16 protein-coding genes and 4 pseudogenes are annotated in these 19,911 nt (G+C 70.5%); 9 read left to right on the top strand and 11 right to left on the bottom strand.

From position 1 onward, the window contains the following. Positions 1–105: 105 nt before the first annotated feature. Positions 106–678, bottom strand: coding sequence for a TetR/AcrR family transcriptional regulator (locus ABTZ94_RS06420; RefSeq protein ID WP_351198078.1), 573 nt, complete (start codon positions 676–678; stop codon positions 106–108). Between the two features lie 171 nt (positions 679–849). Here ABTZ94_RS06420 and ABTZ94_RS06415 point away from each other — a divergent pair, with 171 nt between their 5' ends. After that, a complete protein-coding gene (locus ABTZ94_RS06415; protein WP_351198076.1) occupies positions 850–4,140 on the top strand; it encodes a S41 family peptidase in 3,291 nt (1,096 codons plus the stop codon). Positions 4,141–4,153: 13 nt separating this feature from the next. Here ABTZ94_RS06415 and ABTZ94_RS06410 read toward each other — a convergent pair whose 3' ends face one another. From ABTZ94_RS06410 to ABTZ94_RS06400, 3 genes are read right to left on the bottom strand one after another with little or no spacing between them, the layout of a single operon-like run. Continuing rightward, on the bottom strand, positions 4,154–4,732 hold the full coding sequence (locus tag ABTZ94_RS06410; RefSeq protein ID WP_351198074.1) for a NifU family protein: 579 nt from the start codon (positions 4,730–4,732) through the stop codon (positions 4,154–4,156). After that, positions 4,729–6,666, bottom strand: a complete 1,938-nt coding sequence (gene feoB / locus ABTZ94_RS06405) for a ferrous iron transporter B (RefSeq protein WP_351198072.1) — start codon at positions 6,664–6,666, stop codon at positions 4,729–4,731. Before feoB ends, ABTZ94_RS06410 begins: the two co-directional genes overlap by 4 nt. Next, positions 6,663–6,971 (bottom strand): FeoA family protein, encoded by a 309-nt coding sequence (locus tag ABTZ94_RS06400; RefSeq protein WP_351198070.1) that lies wholly within the window; start codon positions 6,969–6,971, stop codon positions 6,663–6,665. The genes feoB and ABTZ94_RS06400 overlap by 4 nt, the downstream gene beginning before the upstream one ends. A gap of 237 nt (positions 6,972–7,208) precedes the next feature. On the opposite strand from ABTZ94_RS06400, the pseudogene ABTZ94_RS06395 reads away from it, so the two are divergent. Then, a pseudogene (locus tag ABTZ94_RS06395) lies at positions 7,209–7,940 on the top strand (NAD(P)/FAD-dependent oxidoreductase); the annotation flags it as partial. Positions 7,941–8,497: 557 nt separating this feature from the next. Here ABTZ94_RS06395 and ABTZ94_RS06385 read toward each other — a convergent pair. Beyond that, complete coding sequence (locus ABTZ94_RS06385; RefSeq protein ID WP_502967188.1) at positions 8,498–9,082, bottom strand: zinc-binding dehydrogenase; 585 nt, start codon at positions 9,080–9,082, stop codon at positions 8,498–8,500. A gap of 222 nt (positions 9,083–9,304) precedes the next feature. On the opposite strand from ABTZ94_RS06385, the gene ABTZ94_RS06380 reads away from it, so the two are divergent. After that, on the top strand, positions 9,305–9,868 hold the full coding sequence (locus ABTZ94_RS06380; RefSeq protein ID WP_351198068.1) for an RNA polymerase sigma factor: 564 nt from the start codon (positions 9,305–9,307) through the stop codon (positions 9,866–9,868). Beyond that, entirely contained in the window at positions 9,865–11,010 is a 1,146-nt protein-coding gene (locus ABTZ94_RS06375; RefSeq protein WP_351198066.1) for a CU044_5270 family protein, read from the top strand. The genes ABTZ94_RS06380 and ABTZ94_RS06375 overlap by 4 nt, the downstream gene beginning before the upstream one ends. Positions 11,011–11,091: 81 nt before the next feature. On the opposite strand, the pseudogene ABTZ94_RS06370 reads toward ABTZ94_RS06375, so the two are convergent. Next, positions 11,092–11,190 (bottom strand): annotated as a pseudogene (locus tag ABTZ94_RS06370) (ATP-binding cassette domain-containing protein); the annotation flags it as partial. An 89-nt stretch (positions 11,191–11,279) separates the two neighbouring features. Between ABTZ94_RS06370 and ABTZ94_RS06365 the strand changes: the two are divergent. From ABTZ94_RS06365 to ABTZ94_RS06355, 3 genes are read left to right on the top strand one after another with little or no spacing between them, the layout of a single operon-like run. After that, positions 11,280–11,651, top strand: a complete 372-nt coding sequence (locus ABTZ94_RS06365; protein ID WP_351198064.1) for a peptidoglycan-binding domain-containing protein — start codon at positions 11,280–11,282, stop codon at positions 11,649–11,651. Then, positions 11,648–12,274 carry a helix-turn-helix domain-containing protein gene (locus ABTZ94_RS37770; protein ID WP_502967187.1) on the top strand — a complete coding sequence of 209 codons (627 nt, stop codon included), beginning with the start codon at positions 11,648–11,650 and terminating at the stop codon, positions 12,272–12,274. Before ABTZ94_RS06365 ends, ABTZ94_RS37770 begins: the two co-directional genes overlap by 4 nt. Beyond that, on the top strand, positions 12,234–13,286 hold the full coding sequence (locus ABTZ94_RS06355; RefSeq protein WP_351198062.1) for a threonine/serine dehydratase: 1,053 nt from the start codon (positions 12,234–12,236) through the stop codon (positions 13,284–13,286). The genes ABTZ94_RS37770 and ABTZ94_RS06355 overlap by 41 nt, the downstream gene beginning before the upstream one ends. 269 nt (positions 13,287–13,555) lie before the next feature. On the opposite strand, the gene ABTZ94_RS06350 is transcribed toward ABTZ94_RS06355, so the two are convergent. From ABTZ94_RS06350 to ABTZ94_RS06335, 4 genes and pseudogenes are all read right to left on the bottom strand, one after another. Next, positions 13,556–13,750, bottom strand: coding sequence for a hypothetical protein (locus tag ABTZ94_RS06350; protein WP_351198060.1), 195 nt, complete (start codon positions 13,748–13,750; stop codon positions 13,556–13,558). Between the two features lie 87 nt (positions 13,751–13,837). Then, entirely contained in the window at positions 13,838–14,728 is an 891-nt protein-coding gene (locus ABTZ94_RS06345) for an SDR family oxidoreductase (RefSeq protein WP_351198058.1), read from the bottom strand. After that, a complete protein-coding gene (locus tag ABTZ94_RS06340; protein WP_351198056.1) occupies positions 14,725–15,675 on the bottom strand; it encodes an alpha/beta fold hydrolase in 951 nt (316 codons plus the stop codon). The genes ABTZ94_RS06345 and ABTZ94_RS06340 overlap by 4 nt, the downstream gene beginning before the upstream one ends. After that, positions 15,672–17,188, bottom strand: a pseudogene (locus tag ABTZ94_RS06335) (flavin-containing monooxygenase). The gene ABTZ94_RS06340 and the pseudogene ABTZ94_RS06335 overlap by 4 nt, the downstream one beginning before the upstream one ends. A 168-nt stretch (positions 17,189–17,356) precedes the next feature. On the opposite strand from ABTZ94_RS06335, the gene ABTZ94_RS06330 reads away from it, so the two are divergent. Next, the gene (locus ABTZ94_RS06330; RefSeq protein ID WP_351198121.1) at positions 17,357–18,007 is read left to right on the top strand and encodes a MerR family transcriptional regulator; all 651 of its coding nucleotides are present in this window, start codon (positions 17,357–17,359) and stop codon (positions 18,005–18,007) included. A gap of 106 nt (positions 18,008–18,113) precedes the next feature. On the opposite strand, the pseudogene ABTZ94_RS06325 reads toward ABTZ94_RS06330, so the two are convergent. Beyond that, positions 18,114–18,317: pseudogene (locus ABTZ94_RS06325) on the bottom strand (exodeoxyribonuclease III); the annotation flags it as partial. On the opposite strand from ABTZ94_RS06325, the gene ABTZ94_RS06320 reads away from it, so the two are divergent. Beyond that, complete coding sequence (locus ABTZ94_RS06320) at positions 18,290–19,840, top strand: recombinase family protein (RefSeq protein WP_351198054.1); 1,551 nt, start codon at positions 18,290–18,292, stop codon at positions 19,838–19,840. The pseudogene ABTZ94_RS06325 and the gene ABTZ94_RS06320 overlap by 28 nt on opposite strands. Positions 19,841–19,911 lie beyond the last annotated feature (71 nt).

The raw sequence follows: 19,911 nt of genomic DNA, 5'->3' as shown, positions 1-19,911 counted from the left end.
GGTCAGGTCGTGTGGGTGGAAAAGGGCGTGAGGAACCAGCCCGACGACGAGAGCGGCGTGTCAGGTGGGGCTTGGGGAGGGGGCCGTGCGAAGGGGACGGGAGGGTCAGACTCCGAGTGCGGGGAGAATCACGGAGTCGACGTAATCGGTGAGGAACGCCTGGTCGACGACGCGGTCCTCGACCAGCTGCCGGGCGGTGAAGGCACCGATCAGCATGTGCGGTACATATTTCAGCGCCGGGTTGTCCGGACGCAGCTCGCCCCGGTCCACGGCTCGGCGCAGCAGCGTGTCGAGGCCGGTCATCTCCGGCTCGATCAGCAGGTCGCGCAAGGCCTGGAGCAGATCGGGATTGTCGTGGACGGCATGGCTCAAACCCCGCATCAGCGCGGAGTTCTTCTCCATCTGGCAGTCGTCGCTACGGCTCAGCGCGGCGTGGAAGTCGCCACGCAGTGATCCGGTGTCGATCTCTGCGAGGGACACCGGCTTGTTGTGCCGCAGGGCCGTGACGACCAGCTCGGGCTTGCTCCCCCACTGGCGGTAGAGGGTGGCCTTGCTGGACCGGGTGCGGGCGGCGATGGCGTCCATGGTCAGGGCGTCGTAGCCGACCTCGCGGAGCAGGTCGAGCACGGCGGCGTACAGCTCGCTCTCACGCTCGGGCGTGAGCCGGGTGCGCGCCATGTGTCGACCTCCTGTTCGCATTCCTGTTCGTGACTCTCGCACAACAGTCAATCGAACGAAACTGTTTCGTACACCTTGACGGTATCCCTCCCGCCCAGCGAAACGAAATCGTTTCGCTTGTGTTCCGCACCACAAGTTGCCGAGGCCCTCCAGCGCGGAAAGCATTGGAGGGTGAGTGACGACGTCGCGTATCTCCGATTCCCGCACCTCCACGAGGATCTGCTCTGCTTCGCGGCCGAGGACGACCTCTGGGTCGCTCCCCTCGCCCCGGAGGGGCAGCGGCCAGGCCGCGCGTGGCGGGTGACCGTCGACCGGACCAGGGTCAGCCACCCGCGCTTCTCCCCCGACGGAACCCGTATCGCGTTCACGACCTGGCGCAGCCTCGACCCCGAGGTCCATCTCGCACCGATCGAGGGCGGCCGGGCCCGCCGGCTCACCTACTGGGGGTCGACGGACGCCCGGGTCTGCGGCTGGACCCCCGATCCCGGGGACGAATCCCACATCCTCGCCGTGTCCTCGCACAACCAGCCGTTCTCGCACGTCTCCTGGGCCTACAGCGTCCCCACGGACGGCAGCCCCGGCGGCAAGCTGCCCTGGGGACCGGTCTCCGACATCGCGGTCGCCAACATCGACGGCGAGCGGCGCACCCTCCTCCTCACCGGGAAACCGCCGCATGAGCCGGCCTCCTGGAAGCGCTACCGGGGCGGCGCGATGGGGCGGCTGTGGCTGCACGGCAAGCGGCTGCTCCCGGACATCGGCGGCCATCTCGACTCGCCCATGTTCGTCGGCGGCCGGATCGCCTTCCTCTCCGACCACGAGGGCGTCGGCAATCTGTACTCCTGCCTGCCCGACGGCAGCGATCTGCGCCGCCACACCGACCACGACGCCTTCTACGCCCGCCACGCGTCCAGCGACGGGCACCGGGTCGTCTACCAGTGCGCGGGCGATGTGTGGCTGGTGGACGACCTGACCTTGCCGGACACGGTGCCGCGGAAGCTGGAGGTGCGGCTGGGCGGGCCGCGCGCCGGACGGCGTACGTACCAGGTGCCCGCCGCCAGCAATGTCGACTCGCTGTCCGTGGACGAGACGGGCCGGGCCAGCGCCGTCTCCGTACGCGGCAGCCTGTACTGGCTCACCCACCGCGACGGCCCCGCCCGGACGATCGCCGACACCCCGGGGGTCCGGGTCCGGCTGCCCGAGATGCTCGGCAGCGGCGGCCAGGTCGCCTATGTCACGGATGCGGACGGCGAGGACGCGATCGAGATCGCCTACCTGCCGCGCGCCAGCGGCGACCGCGCGCCACGTCGGCTGGCCGCCGGACAGGTCGGCAGGGTCCACGAGCTGATCGCCGACCCGGACGGCGAGCGGCTGGCGATCGCGACGAACGACGGGCGGCTGCTGCTCCTGGACACGGACGAGGAGGGGGCCGCCGGCGAACCCACCGAACTGATCCAGTCCCTCAACGGCCCGGTCCGCGACATGGCGTTCTCACCGGACGGCGCCTGGCTGACCTGGTCGCACCCCGGGATCGGCCGTTCGCTGCGCCAGATCAAGCTGGCGCGCATCCTGGGGACCGGCTCTCCAGTGATCGTCGATGTCACCAACGGCCGCTTCGAGGACGAGAACCCCGTGTTCACGGGCGACGGACGCTATCTCGCCTTCCTCTCCTGGCGCGGTTTCGACCCGGTGTACGACGTCCACACCGGGGACCTCTCCTTCCCGCTGGGCTGCCGCCCGTATCTGGTGCCGCTCTCCTCGGCGACGCCCTCCCCGTTCGCCCTGTCGCCGGAGGGGCGCCCCGCGGCGGGCGGTCTCGATCCGGCCGACGACGTTCCCGACGTCGGCACGGGCGAGGGGCCGTCCACGGTCACGGTCGAGTTCGAGGGCCTGGAGAGCCGGGTGACGCCGTTCCCGGTCTCCGCGTCGAAGTACTCGGCCCTTCACCCGGTGAGCGGCGGCGGGCTCGTCTGGCTGCGCTGGCCGATCTCGGGCGCGCTCGGCGAGACGTTCGCCAACCCCGCGGACATGTCGGGCCGCCCCACGCTCGAACACTTCAACATCTCCAAGGCCAGGAAGACCGAACTCGTCGGGCATCTGGACTGGTTCGCGGTCAGCGGCGACGCGACACGGCTGGTCGTCATGGACGAGGGCGAGCTGCGCGCCGTCCCCGCCACCGAGATCGGCGACAGCGACTCGACGGTCTACATCGACCTGCGCCGCATCCTGCACGAGGTCGACCCGGCGGCGGAGTGGCGGCAGGCGTACGGGGAGGCCGGCCGCATCATCCGCTCGTACTTCTGGGAACCGGACATGTGCGGCATCGACTGGGAGGGCGTGCTCGACCAGTACCGCCCACTGGTCGAACGGGTCGCCTCCCCCGACGAGTTCGCCGATCTGATGCGCGAGGTCCTGGGCGAACTGGGCACCTCGCACGCGTATGTGGCACCGGCCCGGCGCAACGAGGGCCCGCCGCACTACCAGCGCGCGATCGGACTGCTCGGCGCGAACCTGGTGTGCCGGGACGGCGACTGGACGATCCGGCGCATCCTGCCCGGTGACTCCTCCGACTCCAAGGCCCGTTCCCCGCTGGCCGGTACGGGCATCCGGGCGGGCGCGGTCCTCACCCATGTCGGCGGCCGCCCGGTCGACCCGGTGACGGGGCCGTACCCCCTGCTCTCCGCGGCGGGCGGCACCACGGTCGAACTCACCTTCAGGCCCGCCGACGACGCAGGCCCCTCGCGCCGGGTCGCGATCGTCCCGCTGGTCGACGAACGCCCCCTGCGCTACCAGGACTGGGTGGCCAAACGCCGGGAAGTAGTACGGGAGTTGAGCGGCGGCAAGTGCGGGTATCTACACATCCCGGACATGGGCGGCTCGGGCTGGGCCCAGTTCAACCGGGACCTGCGCATGGAGGTCTCACGACCGGCGCTCATCGTCGACGTACGCGGCAACGCGGGCGGCCACATCAGCGAGTTGGTGGTGGAGAAGCTCACCCGCACGATCCTCGGCTGGGACCTGACCCGCAACGCCCAGCCGGTCTCGTACGCCTCCAACGCCCCCCGGGGCCCGGTGGTCGCTCTGGCCGACGAGGCGACGTCCTCCGACGGCGACATGATCACCGCCGTGTTCCGGCTGCTGAAGCTCGGCCCGGTGGTGGGCCAGCGGACCTGGGGCGGTGTGGTCGGCATGACCGGCCGCCACCGGCTGGGCGACGGCACGGTGATCACGGTGCCGATGAACGCTGCCTGGTTCGACACGTACGGCTGGTCGATCGAGAACCACGGCGTCGAACCGGATCTGGAGGCGCTGCGCACCCCGCTCGACTGGGCCGAGGGCCGGTACGCGGTGCTGGACGACGCGGTGCGGGTGGCCCTGGACCTGCTGGACGCACACCCGGCGGCGACCCCTCCGACGTACGACTCGGTCCCGGACCGACGGCGTCCGCCCTTGCCGCCGCGTTGACCCCCTTGGACGGTCACGCGCCGCGGCGGCGCAGGGTGAGCCAGGTGGGCCTCGCCGTCTTGCCGGGCTCCTCCGTGGCCCGCAGCTCGACCAGGTCGGGGAACCGGGCACGCAGCGCCGACTCAAGGCGCGAGTGGAGGGTGAACCCGGCAGCCGGGCAGTGCGCGCAGGTACCCGCCATCCGCACCTCCACATGCCGGTCGTGGGCGGATACGACCGTCACTTCGCCGCCGTGGGAGCGGATGTAGTCGCCAACGGGTCCGTCCAGGACGTCTTGCAGTGCGGCGCGCAGCATGTCGTCCTCGGTAACTACGCAGGCCGGCCTCCACCGCTGAGGGTGCCGCAGTGCGGCACTGAGTGCGTCGCGTACCCGTGCTCCGGCGCCGGACCAGCTCCGGCCGTCGGCGAGCCGGATCACCACGGCCTGTGTCTCCACCTCGATGGAGGCGACGTCTTCGGAGTGGAGCATCTCCCCGAGCTCGTCCGGTGCCTCGGCGATCTCTCCGACGACCGGCAGCGTGCCGGCGGGGACGACCCAGCGGACGGCCTGCGGGTCGGCCGTGGCCTCGGGGTGCATGGGGACGACGCTCATGTCAGCTGCGCTACGAGCGTGCGTGTCAGGAAGGCCATGGTCCAGGCCAGCACGAACATGTAGCCGAAGGCGACCGCGGGCCATCTCCATGAGCCGGTCTCACGGCGCATGACCCCGATGGTCGACATGCACTGCAACGCGTAGAGGAAGAAGACCAGCAAGGCGGCCGTCGTAGCCGGGGTGAAGAGCTTCTCTCCCTGGTGCGGCCCGTCGGTGTACGTCATGTGCGCCAGGGCCTCGGCCGGCTCGTCGGGGTTCTGGGCGGCGGCGACCTGGCCGAGGGTGGCGACGAACACCTCGCGGGCGGACAGCGATCCCAGCACGCCGATGTTGATCCGCCAGTCGAAGCCGAGGGGTGCGAAGACGGGTTCGATGGCGTGCCCGATGTGGGCGGCGTAGCTGTGGTCGACCTCATAGGCCGAGACCGCGGTCCGGTCGGCCGGGTCGACCCCGGCGGAGCGCAGTTGCGCATCGCTGTGCATGGGCAGGCTGAGCAGCAGCCACAGCCCGATGCTGACGAGCAGGATGATCCGGCCGACCTTGTGCAGGAAGCCCTTGCACGCGTTCCAGACGGCGTCGGCCACCGACCGCGGCCGCGGCAACCGGTAGGACGGCATCTCCATGTAGAACGGCAGCACCGGCCCACCCCGGCTGCTGAACCGTTTGAAGACCCAGGCCGTCGCCATGGCGGAGAGCGCACCGACGAGGTACAGGGCGAACATGACAAGGCCCTGGGCACCGAAGGGACCGACCCTGGTATCGGGACTCACCAGCAGGCCGGTCAGCAGCACATAGACCGTCAGGCGCGCCGAGCAGGTCATCAGCGGCGCGGCCATCATGGTCGCGAAGCGGTCTTTGGCCGACGGGAGGGAACGGGTGGCCATGATGCCCGGGATGGCGCAGGCGAGGGAGGAGAGCAGGGCGACGAACGCCCGGCCCTCCAGCCCGGCCTTGGCCATGAGCCGGTCCATCAGGAATGCCGCGCGGGAGAGGTATCCACTGCCCTCCAGCAACGAGATCACGAGGAACAGCAGGGCGATCTGCGGCAGGAAGACCAGTACGCTGCCTACGCCGCCGATCAGGGCGTTGCCGAGGAAGCCGGAGAGCAACGGGTTCGAGACGTACTCGGTGACCAGCGTGCCGAACCAGTCGAAGAGGCTCTGCACCGCATCCTGCAGCGGTGTCGCGACGGTGAAGATGATCTGGAAGAACGCGAACATGGTCGCGAAGAAGATGAGCGTGCCCCACAGCGGGTGCAGCAGCACGGCATCGATGCGCCGCGTGCGGTGATCGACCTCGGGCACCTCGTAGCCCGCGCTCTGCAGCAGCGACTCCACCCAGGCCTGTCTCTGCGAGGGATCGGTGGGCGGCGGGACGACCGGCCGCTCCCATGCGGCCCGGTCGAGCAGCATGGACTGCAACTGCGCCAGGTCATTGCGTGACCCGCTCGTCACCTCGACGACGGGCACACCCAGAGCACGCCGGAGGGCCGAGACGTCAAGGGTGCCGCCGCGACGGGCCAGCTCGTCACGGAAGGTGAGCACCACACAGATCGGCAGGCCGGTCTGCATGGCCTGGGCGAGCAGCCCGAGGGAACGACGCAGCGTCGTCGCGTCAATCGTGACGAGAATCCCGTCGGGTGTGCCGATGTCCGGATTGTCCGGGTCGAGCGCATCGGCGACGACCTGCTCGTCCGGGCTGATCGGGTCGAGACTGTAGGTGCCGGGCAGATCCTCGATGACCACCTCGTGCTCGCCGACACGCGCCACCCCCTCATGGCGCGCGACGGTCACTCCGGGGTAGTTACCGGTCTTGGTCCGCAGGCCGGTAAGGGCGTTGAAGAGCGTGCTCTTGCCCGAGTTCGGGCTGCCGACCAGAGCCAGGCGAGTCTTGCCGGTGACCGTCCGGGCCGCCGGACCGCAGTGCGCGCTCACGCGCTGCGCCGTACGTGGATGCCCGCGGTCTGCGCTTTGCGCAGCGCCACCTCGTACTCCGCGACCCGGAGAACAACAGGGTCGCCGAGCGGCGCCTTCCGCAGCACGGTGACCTCCGCGCCGGGGGCGAACCCCAGGTCGAACAGTCGTCGCGCGGTGCTCGGCTCGACCGACTCGTCGATGCCGGTCACCCGGCCGCTCATCCCCGGGCGCAGGTCGGCCAGTCGCGCGTCCGGCGTGGACTCCACCGGCACGGACGGGCCGTCCTTCCGGCGCGCATCCGGCTGCACAGAGACCTTCGACATCCTCACCACCGCGACCACCTGAGCGTCTGAGCTACTTATTAGGAAAGGCAAACCTTTTATCCCGATAACAGGAATATAGCTCCCGTCCCCCTGCCCCCCACGTCGCCCCCTCGACGGCACCCGCCAGGCGCTCCGCGCCCCGGTCCCGCACCGGTGCGGGTGATCTGCCTCACGCGATGTCACAGGAAGCCGTCACGCGGTGTCTTGATGCCGAAACCCGGCAACGAAGGAGACACCATGACCGAGAACACCGATGTGGTCGTGATCGGCGGAGGATACGCCGGCGTCATCGCGGCCAACCGCCTGGCGCACCGCGACGACGTGACCGTGACCCTGATCAATCCGCGCCCTGTCTTCGTCGAGCGCATCCGCCTGCACCAACTGGTCGGCGGCAGCCATGACGCGGTCGTCGACTACGGGGAGGTCCTGGCCGGGAACATCCGGCTGATGGTCGACAGCGTGGCGACGATCGACGCGGCCGGGCACCGCGTGGCACTGACGACCGGCGGCACGGTCGGCTACGACTACCTGATCTACGCGGTGGGCAGCGGCAGCGCCGAACCGGACGTGCCCGGCGCGGCGGAGTTCGCCCACCCGATCGCCACCCTGGAAGAGGCGCGGCGACTGCGGCCGGTCGTCGACGCCGCGCCCGCGTCGGCCCCGGTGACCGTGGTCGGGTCCGGTCCGACCGGCATCGAGACCGCCGCCGAACTGGCTGAGGAGGGCCGCGCCGTGACCCTGGTCTGCGGCCAGGTGCTCGGCCCGTATCTGCACCCCCGGGGCCGGCGCTCGGTCGCCCGGACCCTCGCCGGGCTCGGTGTGACCGTGCTCGAAGGCCCCGGCGCGAGGGTGACGGCCGTGACCCGCGATGCCGTGCGGCTCGGTGACGGCCGCGAACGCCCCAGCCGGGTCACCGTCTGGGCCACCGGATTCGGCGTGCCGGACCTGGCCGCCCGCAGCGGGCTGGCCGAGGGCGAACCACCGGTTCCGGTCCCACCACCGACGTGCCACGGGGCCGACCGGTGCGGTCCGGTTCGGCCGTGCGGCAGTGCTCCCCGCATCACCCGTCCACGACATCCCGGGACAGCGCACCCGGACCGGCTCCTGACCCCGGACCGCCGGGGCCGACGGTGACCGGCTCGTCCACCACCCGGTCCCACCCGACGGGCGCCCTCAACTCGCACCACACCGTCTTCCCGTACAGCCCCTGCTCGACGCCCCACCGCAGCGCCAACGCGTCCACGAGCGACAGCCCCCGCCCCGACTCGTCGCCCCCGGCAGCGGTCCGGAGAGCCGGCCAGGCACGCGGCTCGGGATCGCTCAGCTCGACACGGATACGGCCGACGCACGTACCGCTGACGTACCGTCGTTGGTCCCGCCAGAGGTCGGCGACCGGGCCGACCCGTGCGGCTCCGCTGCGAAGAATCGCAGGGGCCGCAGGGTCGCCTCCGCCATGTCCGAGCCGAAGGCGCGGAGTACGCCCCGGACCCGGGCCGTCGGCCGCGTCGCCACGGTCCGCCCGTGTGTCAGCGGCGGGGGTCCACCAGGATCTTGACGGCGGTCTCGTTGTGGTGGATCAGGGTCTCGAAGCCTTCGGTGACGAGGGCGTCCAGGCCGATGGTCTTGGTGATGGACGGCGCCAGGTCGATGCGCCCCTCCTGCACGAGCTTGATGGTCTGCGGGTGGGAGTTGACGTAGGCGATCGTGCCGCGCAGGTCGACCTCCTTGAGGACAAGCTTCTGCATGTCGATCGACGCCGGCTTGCCCCAGATCGAGATGACGGTGATGACACCACCCGGCTTGATGGCGTCGAACAGCGTGTCGAGGACGACGTTGACGGACGTGGCCTCGAACGCGACGTCCGCGCCCGTGCCGCCGGTGAGGCGCCGGACCTCCTCGGCGACGTCGGTGACGGCGGGGTCGATGACGTGGTCGGCGACCTTGGCGTCCAGCGCCTTCTGCCGACGCAGCGGGCTGAGTTCGGAGACCGCGACCTCGACGCCCATCGCCTTGAGCACCGCGCAGGTGAGCAGCCCGATGGGGCCGGCGCCGCCGACGAGCGCGAAGTCGCCCGCCTTCGCGCCCGAGCGCTGGAACGCGTGGTACGCCACCGCCGGCTTCCTCTGTCCCAGCACCGGGCGTTGGCCCGGCAGGTGATGGTGCGCTGTCTTCACGCGCTGGATGAGGCCGGCACTGCCGAACGCGACTGCGGACCCGGATGTGACGTACGCCTCGCCTCTCGGATGTGTTTCCCGACCTGCCGCTGTAACGATCAGCCCGTTCGGCCCACTACCCAATGACAGAACACACCAAGAGGGTCAGGAGGTGCGGCAGTGCCCGACTACGACGCGGATCGTTTCACCGCCATCTACGACGGCTGCCGGCAACGCGTGTGGGCCTACGTGGTCAGCCGTGCGGGACGACAGGTCGCCGACGAGGTGGTCAACGAGACATTCACCGTGGCCTGGCGCAAGCTGGACGACGTCCCCGAGCCGCCGCTGCCATGGCTGCTCGGGGTCGCCCGCAACATCCTGCGGGACAGCATCCGGGCGGAGGCCAGACGCGCGTCGCTCGCCGCCGAGCTGCGCTCCTGGGCGGAACCCACCGAGGCGGACATCGCCGAGGAGGTATCCGAACGAAGCGCGCTGCTCAAGGCGCTGACCACGCTGCCGGAGGACGATCGCGAACTGCTGATCCTCTCCGCGTGGCAGGGCCTGACCCCGGCACAGGCGGCCGCGGTGGTCGGCTGCTCGCCCATCACCCTGCGGGTCCGCCTGCACCGGGCGCGCAAACGTCTCATCCAGGCCGCGTCGGCCTCCCCGCTCGTGGAGGAAGCCGCAGCCGTGCGGCGCGTGTCCACCCGAGCCCGTATCACCGTAGGAGAGGAAGCCCGGTGAAGAACGACATCCTGCACCGCCTGACAGCCGCCCGCCCCGCCCACCTCGCCCCCGACCGCCCCACGACGTCGCCGGTTCGCGAAGAGGAGCTCGCAACGGTCATGACCCGTCCGCGCGCGACGCGCACGGCTCGCGCCACCGCCCGGCCACGGAGGATGGGCCGCCCTCTGGTCTCGGGTCTCGCCCTGGCCACGGCGATGGCGGTGGCGGCTGTGGTGATCACCGACACCACGCCTCAGAAGCCAGGACATGCGCCCTCCGCCACGCTGGGCTCCGGCAGCCAGGTCCTTCTCGCCGCCGCCTCCCACGTCGGACAGCAACCGGCCGGCTCCGGCACGTACTGGTACGTGGAGGAACACCTCGGTTCCCTCCACAAGGTCCCCGGCAAGAACTACACCGTCGACGACCGCTCCGAGCATCGGTACTGGACGGCCACCGCCAAGAACAAGCAGTGGTCGCAACTCCTGGACCCGGGCGCCCGTCCGGCCACGAAAGCCGACGAGGCGGCATGGAAGGCGGACGGTTCCCCCACGTCGTGGAACCTGGCAGGTGAGACCGTCACCTACGCCGGCAAGGGCGAGATCCAACACGACGCCCCCGGCGGATCCGGGGACATCGTCGCGATGGGCGACCTCCCCCTCCATCTCCTGGCCACGCTCCCCACCGACGAACAGGCCCTCCGCAAGCGCCTGTTCGCCCTGGTCGACAAGGACTACAACGCCCCGAAGAGAATCCTCGACCAGATCGTCGTCGACACAGCCATCCGACTCGCCACGGCCCTCCCCTCCACCCCGGCCCTGCGCGCCGCCGCCTACCGCCTCCTCGCCGCCGAACCCGGCGTGCGCTCCCTCGGCGACGTCAAGGACCACACCGGCCGCACCGGCTACGCCGTCGCCCTCCCCAGCCCCCACGAGCCCGCCGAAATTCGCCTGATCTTCGACAAGTCCACGGGCATGCCGCTCGGCACCGAGAGGGTGGCAACCCGGAGCGGCGACGGTGTGAGCAAGGGCGAGCTGCTGGACTACACGACGATCACGTCGATGAAGTGGACCGAGAAGGCACCGCCGTTCGACACCGACACCAAGGACCCGGGCCCGATTTCCGCTCCGGACGAGGCACCGGATCCCAAGGCGGCCCGCTGAGGCCGTTTACTCGCCATTAAAGGTATATCTGATCAACTCACCACATTCGAGGGCTAGTTAGCATCCCCCGATCGCCCCGAGGCCGTCGATGCGGACGCTGCCCGAGGTCGGCGGGTCCAGCCCGGCGGCGCAGTGCATCAGCGTGCTCTTGCCGGAGCCCGACGGCCTCATCGCGGCGAGGCACCTCGGGGCGGCGGCAACGCGAGGCACGGCGGGCCGTACGTCCCACCCCGGGCAGGCACCGGCGTGCCGGGGCCCTGGCCGCCGCCGTGTCCTTCGGGGCCGGGTTGCTGACGGCGCGGGCGTGGGACGCCGACGCTCCGGCGGGAAAGACCGGTGCCGAGGCGGCCGGAAGCGGGTACCTGCGTGGTCAGACCTACACATGCCACGTACAGCGGAAGAACGGTGAGCTGCGGGCGAACCACAGCGACACCCACGAGATGCTGCTCGACATCAACAGCACCGGTTTCGACGTGGTGGAGGCCCAGTGCCTGCTGCGCGAGAAGGGCTTCAGCCCCGGCGGCTTCGACGGGCTGTACGGCGAGCGGGCCAAGAAGGCCGCCAAGGAGTTCCAGGGCAAGCATCGCCTGGTCGTCGACGGCATCATCGGCCCGGACACCTGGAGGGAGCTGCGCAGATGACGGCCTCCACCGTGGGCGGGCAACTGGCGGAGGAACTCCGGAAGATCAGGGAACGGTCCGGGCTGAGCCTGGCCGCGCTGGCGTCCCGTACCCCGTACAGCAAGTCGTCCTGGGAGCGGTACCTCAACGGGAAGAAGCCCGTACCGCGCCAAGCGGTCGACGCACTGTGTGCGCTCACCGGGACGTCGGCCGGCCGGCTGCTGGCCCTCTGGGAGCTGGCGGACGCCGAGTGGAGCGGCCGGGCTCGGCCCATGTCCTCACCGGAGGCTCCGGACCGTGCCGCCCCCGACGAACCGGCCCCCGGCGCTCCCCGCACACGTATGAGGTGGTGGGCGGTGACCGCGGCCGTCATCGTGGCGGCGGCCTGCCTGGCCGTACCCGCCTTCGTCGGCGGGAGGCCGGACGAGCTGGCGCGCACAGACGCAGGTCCGCCTTCTTCGCCGCCGGATCGGTGGGTTTCCCACCCCGCGCCGGGGCAGGACGCAGGCAGGCGGAAGATCGTCTTCGTGTTCTTCCCCACCCGCACCACCACCGGTCCGGCTCGTCGCCCGGCCGTGGTCCTCTCCCGGCAGGAGCAACGACGTGCACCAGCTCACGTACGACGACATCAAGGCCGCCACTGACCGGATCGCCGGACACGTCCGCCCGGTCACCCTCGCCCCCGTCGACCCGGGAACGATCCGCACAGCGCACGGCGGTCCCCTCGACGGCCGGTCCGAGGAGCCCTGCGAGGTCTGGCTCGCACTGGAATTCATGCAGCACACCGGCTCCTTCAAGGCGCGCGGCGCGCAGAACTTCATCCAGGCCCACCGCGAGGCCGGCACCCTGCCGAACGCGGGGGTGACCATCGCCTCCGGCGGCAACGCCGGGCTGGCCTGCGCGTGGGCCGCCCAGCAGCAGGGCGTACGGGCCACGGTGTTCCTGCCGACCGTCGCCCCGGCGGTGAAGGTGACCAAGCTCCGCGACCTCGGGGCGGACGTGCGGATCGTCGGCGCGGAGTACGCCGAAGCCCTCGAAGCGTGCGAGGAGTTCGCCGCCACGTCCGGCGCGCTCGCCTCGCACGCCTACGACCACCCGTTGATCGCCGCCGGGGCCGGCACCCTGCTGGAGGAGATCCACGCCCGGATCCCCGGTCTGGACACCGTGGTGGTCTCGGTCGGCGGCGGCGGCCTGTTCGCCGGCGTCGCCACCGCCGCCCGGCACCACAACATCCGCACGGTCGCCGTCGAGCCGGAGAACTGCCGGGCGCTGAACGCCGCCATCGAGGCCGGTCGCCCGGTCGATGTCCCCGTCGACTCGATCGCCATCGACGCCCTCGGCGCCCGCCGCGCCACCGCCCTGGCCCTGCACGCCGCCCGCCAGGACGACGTCCGCTCCGTCCTGGTGCGGGACAGCGAAATCGTCCACGCGCGCCAGGCGTTGTGGGACCACCGCCGCGTCGCCGTCGAGCACGCCGCCGCCACCGCGCTCGCCGCGCTCACCGCTCCGGACTCCCACGTGCCCGACCGGGACCTGCCGACCCGGCCGACGGCACCGAGCCGCAGCTACCGGCCGGGCAGCGGCGAGCGAGTCGCCGTCGTACTGTGCGGGGCGAACACCGACCCGAGCGACCTGGTGCACCCGGCCGAGAGCTGACATCTGGTCGTCGGCACGGCCCGGCCGGGCCGTGCCCCGCACCGCGTGACGAACCGTGCCGTGGGGCAGGCGCTACGGCAGATCCGACACCGCGTTCCCCGAAGTTGCCGAGCGGTTCGCCGAACCGCTCCCGGTTCTGGAGGAGTTACGCCGTGACCACCGGCTGGTGGAGGACTTCTGGCAACGCGTGAAGGGCGTGCCCGGTCTCCCGGGCACGCCCTTCACACAGACAACGCGCGAAGTCGCGAAGTCGCAAAGTCGCGAACGCGTCAGCGGTCGCGGCGCTCGGGCATGTCATCCGCGGCGTCCTGGACTCTGCCACGGCCCTGCTGCGACGTCTTCGAGGCCCGCTGGGACGCGTCCCGCGTCCGCTCCCGGCCCTCGCCGCGGCCCTCGTTCGTCTTCTTCTTCGCCTGGTCGGCGAGCTCCTGCGCCTTGTCCTTGAACTGGTCTGCGATACCCATGCTTTTCACTCCTAGTGGTGCGTGGGGGACGGTCCGTGAGGACCTCGATCAGAGTTACACGCCCCGGCATCCACCGCATTTCGATCATTAACGCTGCGTACGCACCGCCCGTGCGTCCTGGTCCGCAGCGCCTCCCGCGCCCACGAGGCCCTTGCTCACGCCCTCCAGCCGTGACCCGAAGCGCCGCATCTCCCGCTGTCCGACGACACCGATCACCGAGGGGAGGTAGCCCCGCACGGACTGCATCCCGCGCAGCCACCACTGTGCGTACACATGCGCGGAGCGCCGTTCGATACCGGCCACGATCCGGTCGACGGCCGGGCCCAGCGGATACGTACGGTTCGACGGCCAGGGCAGCCGCTGTCGCAGCTCCCGCATCACGTCGTCCTGGTCCGCGCCCCGCACCATGTCCGTGTCGGTCCAGGACAGATAACCGACCCCGACCTTCACCCCGCGGTAGCCGACCTCGGCGCGCAGGCTGTGCGCGAACGCCTCCACGCCCGATTTGGACGCGCAGTACGCGGTCATCATCGGCGCGGGCGTGATCGCCGCGAGCGAGGCGATCTGCAGGAAGTACCCGCGGCTCTCCATGAGCACCGGCAGGAACGCCCGCCCGGTCACCGCGCCACCGATCAGATTGACCTCGATGACCCGACGCCACGCGTCCGGGTCCGAGTCGACGAACGGACCACCCGATGCGACCCCGGCGTTGGCGACGACGACATCGACCTTCCCGAACCGCTCCTTGACCTCCTGGGCGACGCGGGCCATCGCCTCGTGGTCGGTGACGTCCGCGAACCAGTGGTCGCTGTCCCCGTGCAGCCGCTCGGAGACCTTCTTCAGCTCGTCCGGCTCCAGACCGACCAGCGCGAGCTTGGCCCCGCGCGCCGAGAGCTTGCGCGCCAGCAGTTCTCCCACGCCACGCGCCGCGCCCGTGACGACGACGACCTGTCCTTCGAGACTCCGTCCGCCGTTCATGCCACATCCTCCTTCTCGGCCATGCCGTCCACACTGTCCGCGCCGCCCGTCGGGACGTACGCGGTGACGAGCTCCCGGATCTTCGCGGTGACCGCCTCCGGCGCCTCCACCGGTGTCATGTGCCCCATGCCCGTCAGCACGGTCAGCCCCAGGCAGTCGGGCAGCGCCGCCGCGATGGCACGGGCGTGCACGGGCGGTGTCAACCGGTCCTCCGTACCCGCGATCACTGCCGTGGGCACCCTCAACTCCCGTACCCCTGCGTCGAGATCGAGGTCCGCGATGACATGCCCCCAGGCGACCCTGGCCGCCCGCGGGCACGCGTGCACGATCCTGGCGCAGATCTCGACCCGCTCGGGGGCCGAGCCCGCTCCCATCGTGCCGTACTTGAGTATCCGCCTGGAGACCGGTGTGACCGGACCGAGCGGGGCCCGCGCCCCGAGAATCGCGCGGGTCATCCGGGTACGGACGGCCCCGGCCCGCAACGGCACCACCAACGACTCGGCGATCAGCCGCGAACTGCCGGTGCTGCACAGCAGTACGGCGGCCGCGTGCTCACGCAGCCCGGCCCGTCGCGAGGCGGCCATCATCGTCATGCCGCCCATGGAGTGTCCGGCGAGCACGGCCTTCTCGCCCGGTTCGAGTGTGGCGGCCAGCACCGCTTCGAGGTCGTCGGCGAGGGCGTTTGTGCTGTACCTGTCGCGGCCCACCGCGGGTGAACGGCCGTGGCCCCGCTGGTCGTAGACGACAACCCGGTGGTCCGCCGCAAGGTCCCGGATCTGCGCGGCCCAGAAGTGGGTGTTGCAGGTCCAGCCGTGCGACAGCACCACCGCGGGGGCGCCGTCCCGCCCGTGCACCTCGACATGGATGCGGGCACCGTCGGCGGAGAGCGCGGTCAGTTCACGCGCGGGGACCGGCGGGGCGTCGTCGCGCCGCAGCAGCCGGCTCATCCGACGACCTCCTCGACGACGGACCACCCGGGGGCGGCGGCCTGCTTCGGCACCCGTACGACCTCGTACTCCGCGAGGTCGACCGACCGCGTCACCTTCCGGAACTCGGTAGTGGTGCCCGGCCAGACCGTGGTGTTGCGGCGTCCAGGTACCAGCTGTTGCAGCCACCGGTGTTCCACACGGTGCGCTTCATCCGCTCCTGGACGCGACGGTTCCACGCGCCGACCGCCGAGGGACGCGCGTCGAGTGCGACCCGGCCGCCCAGAACGTTCAGCTGGCGCAGATAGTCGGCCATGTAGTTCAGCTGGGACTCGATCATGAGGATCATCGAGGAGTTCCCGAGCCCCGTGTTGGGGCCGATGATCGTCATCCAGTTGGGAAAGCCGGACGCGCTCGCACCGCGCAGCGCCTGCATGCCGTCCTTCCAGGACTCGGCGAGCGTGATGCCTTCCGCGCCCACCACCCGGTCGGCGATCGGCAGGTCGGTCACATGGAAGCCGGTGCCGAAGATGATCGCGTCGACCTCGGTCCGAGTACCGTCGAAGGCGACGGCCGTGGAGCCGCGCACCTCGGCCAGACCGGAGGCGACCACCTCCACATTGGGCTGGGCGAGCGCCGGGTAGTAGGCGCTGGAGAGCAGGATGCGCTTGCAGCCGATGCGGTACGAGGGGGTCAGCTTGGCCCGCAGCGCCGGGTCCTTGATGGCGCGCGCCATGTTGGACTTGGCTATCTTCTCGACCAGGCCCAGCTCGTTCGGGTGCTTGGTGAAGGCGCCGACCTGCAACTCCCTTATGCCCCAGAGCAGTCCGCGACGCGCGGTGCCGGTGATCGGGAGCGTGCGGTGCAGCCAGCGTTCGGCGCCGCTGATCCTGCGGTCCATGCGCGGCATGACCCACGGCGGGGTGCGCTGGAAGAGCGTCAGCCTGGCGGCCTTCGGCTGGATCGAGGGGACGATCTGGATGGCGGAGGCGCCGGTGCCTATCATCGCGACGCGCTTGCCGGCCAGGTCGTAGTCGTGGTCCCAGCGGGCCGAGTGGAAGACCTTGCCGGGGAAGCCGTCGAGCCCGGGTATGTCCGGCATCTTCGGGTCGGAGAGCGGGCCGGTCGCGGAGACGACGACATCGGCGGTGAACGTGGCCCCGTTCCCGGTCTCGATGACCCAGTGGAGCTCGTCGCGCTCCCAACGCATCGTCATCACTTCATGACTGAGCCTGATGTGCGGGCGCAGCCCGAAAGTGTCCGCGACATGTTCCAGGTAGGCGCGGATGTGTTCCTGGCCGGAGAAGGTGCGCGGCCACCCGGGGTTGGGTGCGAACGAGAACGAGTAGAGGTGGGACGGTACGTCGCAGGCGCAGCCGGGATAACTGTTGTCGCGCCAGGTGCCGCCGACGGATTCGGCCCGTTCCAGGACGACGAAGTCCGTGACGCCTTCCCGGCGCAGCCGGACCGCGGCCCCGAGGCCGCCGAATCCGGATCCGATCACCGCCACTCGTACGTGCTCGTGCTGGGCCATGCTGCCGCCTCCCGCGATACGCCACACGACTCTGCCAGCAATCACTGGCATTGTTCGGAGAGTAGAACAGCTCCGTACCGATGGGTAGGGGTACGGCAAGGGAAAGTTACCGGCGGTACAACATAGGGTGCGGGGGTGGCTGAAGGACGCGAGCACCGTGAATACCGGATGGAGGAGCTGGCCGAGGAGGCCGGCATCCCCGTGCGGACCGTGCGCTTCTACCGGGAGCGCGGCCTGATCTCGCCACCCCGCCGCGAGGGGCGCATCGCCTGGTACGACGACCACCATCTGGCCCGGCTGCGCACCATCGCGGGCCTGCTGGAGCGCGGCCACACCCTCACCGGTATCGCCGATCTCGCCCGCACCTTCGAGAGCGGCCACGACGTCGCCGAGGTGCTGGGCCTGGGCGAACCGACCGAGGAGACCCCGGTCCGCCTCACTCCGGAACAGCTCGCGGACTACTTCGAGGGCGAGGTCACCCCGGAGAATCTGGCCGCCGCCCTCGACCTGGGCTATCTGGCCACCGACGGCGACGAGATCGTCCACATCAGCCGACGCCTCCTGGAGGTGTCGGCGGAGCTGGTGCGGGAAGGGGTGCCGCTCGCCACCGTACTGTCGGCCGGCCGCCGGGTCCGCGAGCACGCGGACGCGCTCGCCGAACTCTTCGTGAGCGTCCTCGAAGCCCACAGTGACGAGGCGGAACCACCCCAACTGCGCCCGCTGGCCCGCGCGGTGATGGACGCCGAGCTCTCCATGGCCCTGGACCGCCGCCTGCGCCGCGAGAACACCGACCGGCCGCCGCACAGGCCAGCCCCCTGACAGGCCGGGTTCGGGCCCCGCCCGTACACACCTGGCGAAGACCCCCGATGAGCCCGCCCGTACACACCTGGCGAAGGCCCCCCGATCAGCCCGCCCGCCACCCGCCCTACAGGTCGAAAACCACCGTCACCGGAGCATGGTCGCTCCACCGCTCGCCGTGCGTAGCGGCCCGCTCGACGCAGCCCTTCACCGCACGCCCGGCCAGCCCCGGCGTCGCCACCTGGTAGTCGATCCGCCATCCCATTGAAATGAAGATACAGTTTGCCTGGGAGGGGGATTCGCATGACCAATACGAACAACGACCGCCCACGGCTGCGGGCACTCATCGCGGTACGACTGAGCGTCAGGACCGACGAGTCGACATCACCCAAGCGCCAGCGGGAAGCCGGTGAGGCGGAGGCCAGACGCCTTGGAGCCGAGGTCGTCGGCTACGCGGAGGACCTGGACGTCTCCGCCACCAGGACGACTCCGTTCGAACGGCCGGAACTGGGCGACTGGCTGGCCAGGCCCGACGACTTCGACGTGATCATCTGGTGGCGGCTCGACCGCGCCGTCCGCTCCATGGGCGACATGGCCGAGATGACGCGCTGGGCAAAGCGCCACGGCAAGCGTCTGGTCTTCGCGGAGGGCCCGGGAGGCAGCTCCCTCGAACTGGACATGACCTCGATCATGTCCGAATTGATCACCATGCTGCTGGCCTTCGCCGCGCAGATGGAAAGCCAGGCCATCAAGGAGCGCGTCACGAGCGCCAATGCGGCGCTGCGGGCGATGGGGCGGTACTCCGGAGGTCTCCCGCCGTACGGATACGCACCCGTGCAGCGTCCAGCCGGCGAAGGCTGGACCCTGGCCCAGGACTCGCAGCGCGTGGAAGCCATCGAAACGATGATCCGGATGCTGCTGGACGGCAGCGCTCCGAACGCCATCGCGTTCCATCTGAACAGCGAAGACATCTTGACGCCTCGCGACTGGAACGACGTTCGGCAAGGGCGAAACCCGAAGGGGCGCAAGTGGGTCGGCCAGACCGTCAAACGCGTACTGCTGTCCCCGTCACTCCTCGGCCACCAGACGTACGCGGGTTCTGTCGTCCGGGACCGCAACGGCCTGCCGGTGAGCATCACCTCCGACCCGATCCTTACGCGAGACCGGTTCGAGGAGATCAAGACCGCGCTTGGTGAACGGCCCAAGGGGGCCGCCGGGACCCGAAAGGACACCGGCGCGCTCCTGCTCGGCGTCCTGCACTGCGCCTCGTGCAAGGGCCGCATGTACCGGGTCCCCGCACACACCTACTCGGTCTACGTCTGCCGGGCCCGCACCAAGGGACTTCCCTGCGAGGCTTCCGCAGCCATCAAGACCGACTGGGTGGAGGAGTACGCGGAACGGGAGTTCCTGAAGGAGTGGGGAGGCTTCCCTGTGCTGGAACGGGTGACCTACCCCGGCTACGACCCCCGCCCCGAACTGGAGGAGATCACCACCGAAATCCGCGAGCTGTACGCCGTTCGCGAATCACGGCGATCACGTGTCGGCCTCGCCATCTGGCAGGAGCAGGTGGACGCCCTGGAGGGCCGCGCCGAGGTCCTGGAAGCGATTCCGGTACAGAAAGAACGCACGGAGCTGGTGCCCACAGGGAAGACCTACGCCGATTACTGGAGGACCGGCGACGCCCGGGAACGGCGCTTCATGTTGCTCGACACCGGAACCCGCCTGGAGTGCGCGAAGGGCCAGCGAGGGGGACGCCCGGCGGACATGAAGCGCCGCGCGCTGGAACGGCTGTCGATCGACTTGCGGGGCGCGAAGGTTCAGCGGCAGGGGGATACGGCGCCTGAGCCGGCCTGAGCGCCGTTCACGGCCCGCTACCGGGAACCCTCCTGGCGGCGGGTCGTGATCACCCCGCCGAGAGTCGCCGT

This window comes from Streptomyces sp. NPDC002785 (assembly GCF_040295565.1).
In the GTDB taxonomy this organism is placed as follows: domain Bacteria; phylum Actinomycetota; class Actinomycetes; order Streptomycetales; family Streptomycetaceae; genus Streptomyces.
The sequence above is the reverse complement of the archived record's forward strand: the minus strand, read 5'-3'. Positions and strand labels throughout refer to the sequence as shown.

What these genes read in the sequence shown, in the direction of transcription:
- ABTZ94_RS06420 (WP_351198078.1), bottom strand. Translation starts at nt 678, where the DNA reads ATGGCGCGCACCCGGCTCACGCCCGAGCGTGAGAGCGAGCTGTACGCC.
- ABTZ94_RS06410 (WP_351198074.1), bottom strand. Translation starts at nt 4,732, where the DNA reads ATGAGCGTCGTCCCCATGCACCCCGAGGCCACGGCCGACCCGCAGGCC.
- ABTZ94_RS06400 (WP_351198070.1), bottom strand. Translation starts at nt 6,971, where the DNA reads ATGTCGAAGGTCTCTGTGCAGCCGGATGCGCGCCGGAAGGACGGCCCG.
- ABTZ94_RS37770 (WP_502967187.1), top strand. Translation starts at nt 11,648, where the DNA reads ATGACGGCCTCCACCGTGGGCGGGCAACTGGCGGAGGAACTCCGGAAG.
- ABTZ94_RS06350 (WP_351198060.1), bottom strand. Translation starts at nt 13,750, where the DNA reads ATGGGTATCGCAGACCAGTTCAAGGACAAGGCGCAGGAGCTCGCCGAC.
- ABTZ94_RS06345 (WP_351198058.1), bottom strand. Translation starts at nt 14,728, where the DNA reads ATGAACGGCGGACGGAGTCTCGAAGGACAGGTCGTCGTCGTCACGGGC.
- ABTZ94_RS06340 (WP_351198056.1), bottom strand. Translation starts at nt 15,675, where the DNA reads ATGAGCCGGCTGCTGCGGCGCGACGACGCCCCGCCGGTCCCCGCGCGT.
- ABTZ94_RS06330 (WP_351198121.1), top strand. Translation starts at nt 17,357, where the DNA reads ATGGAGGAGCTGGCCGAGGAGGCCGGCATCCCCGTGCGGACCGTGCGC.
- ABTZ94_RS06320 (WP_351198054.1), top strand. Translation starts at nt 18,290, where the DNA reads ATGACCAATACGAACAACGACCGCCCACGGCTGCGGGCACTCATCGCG.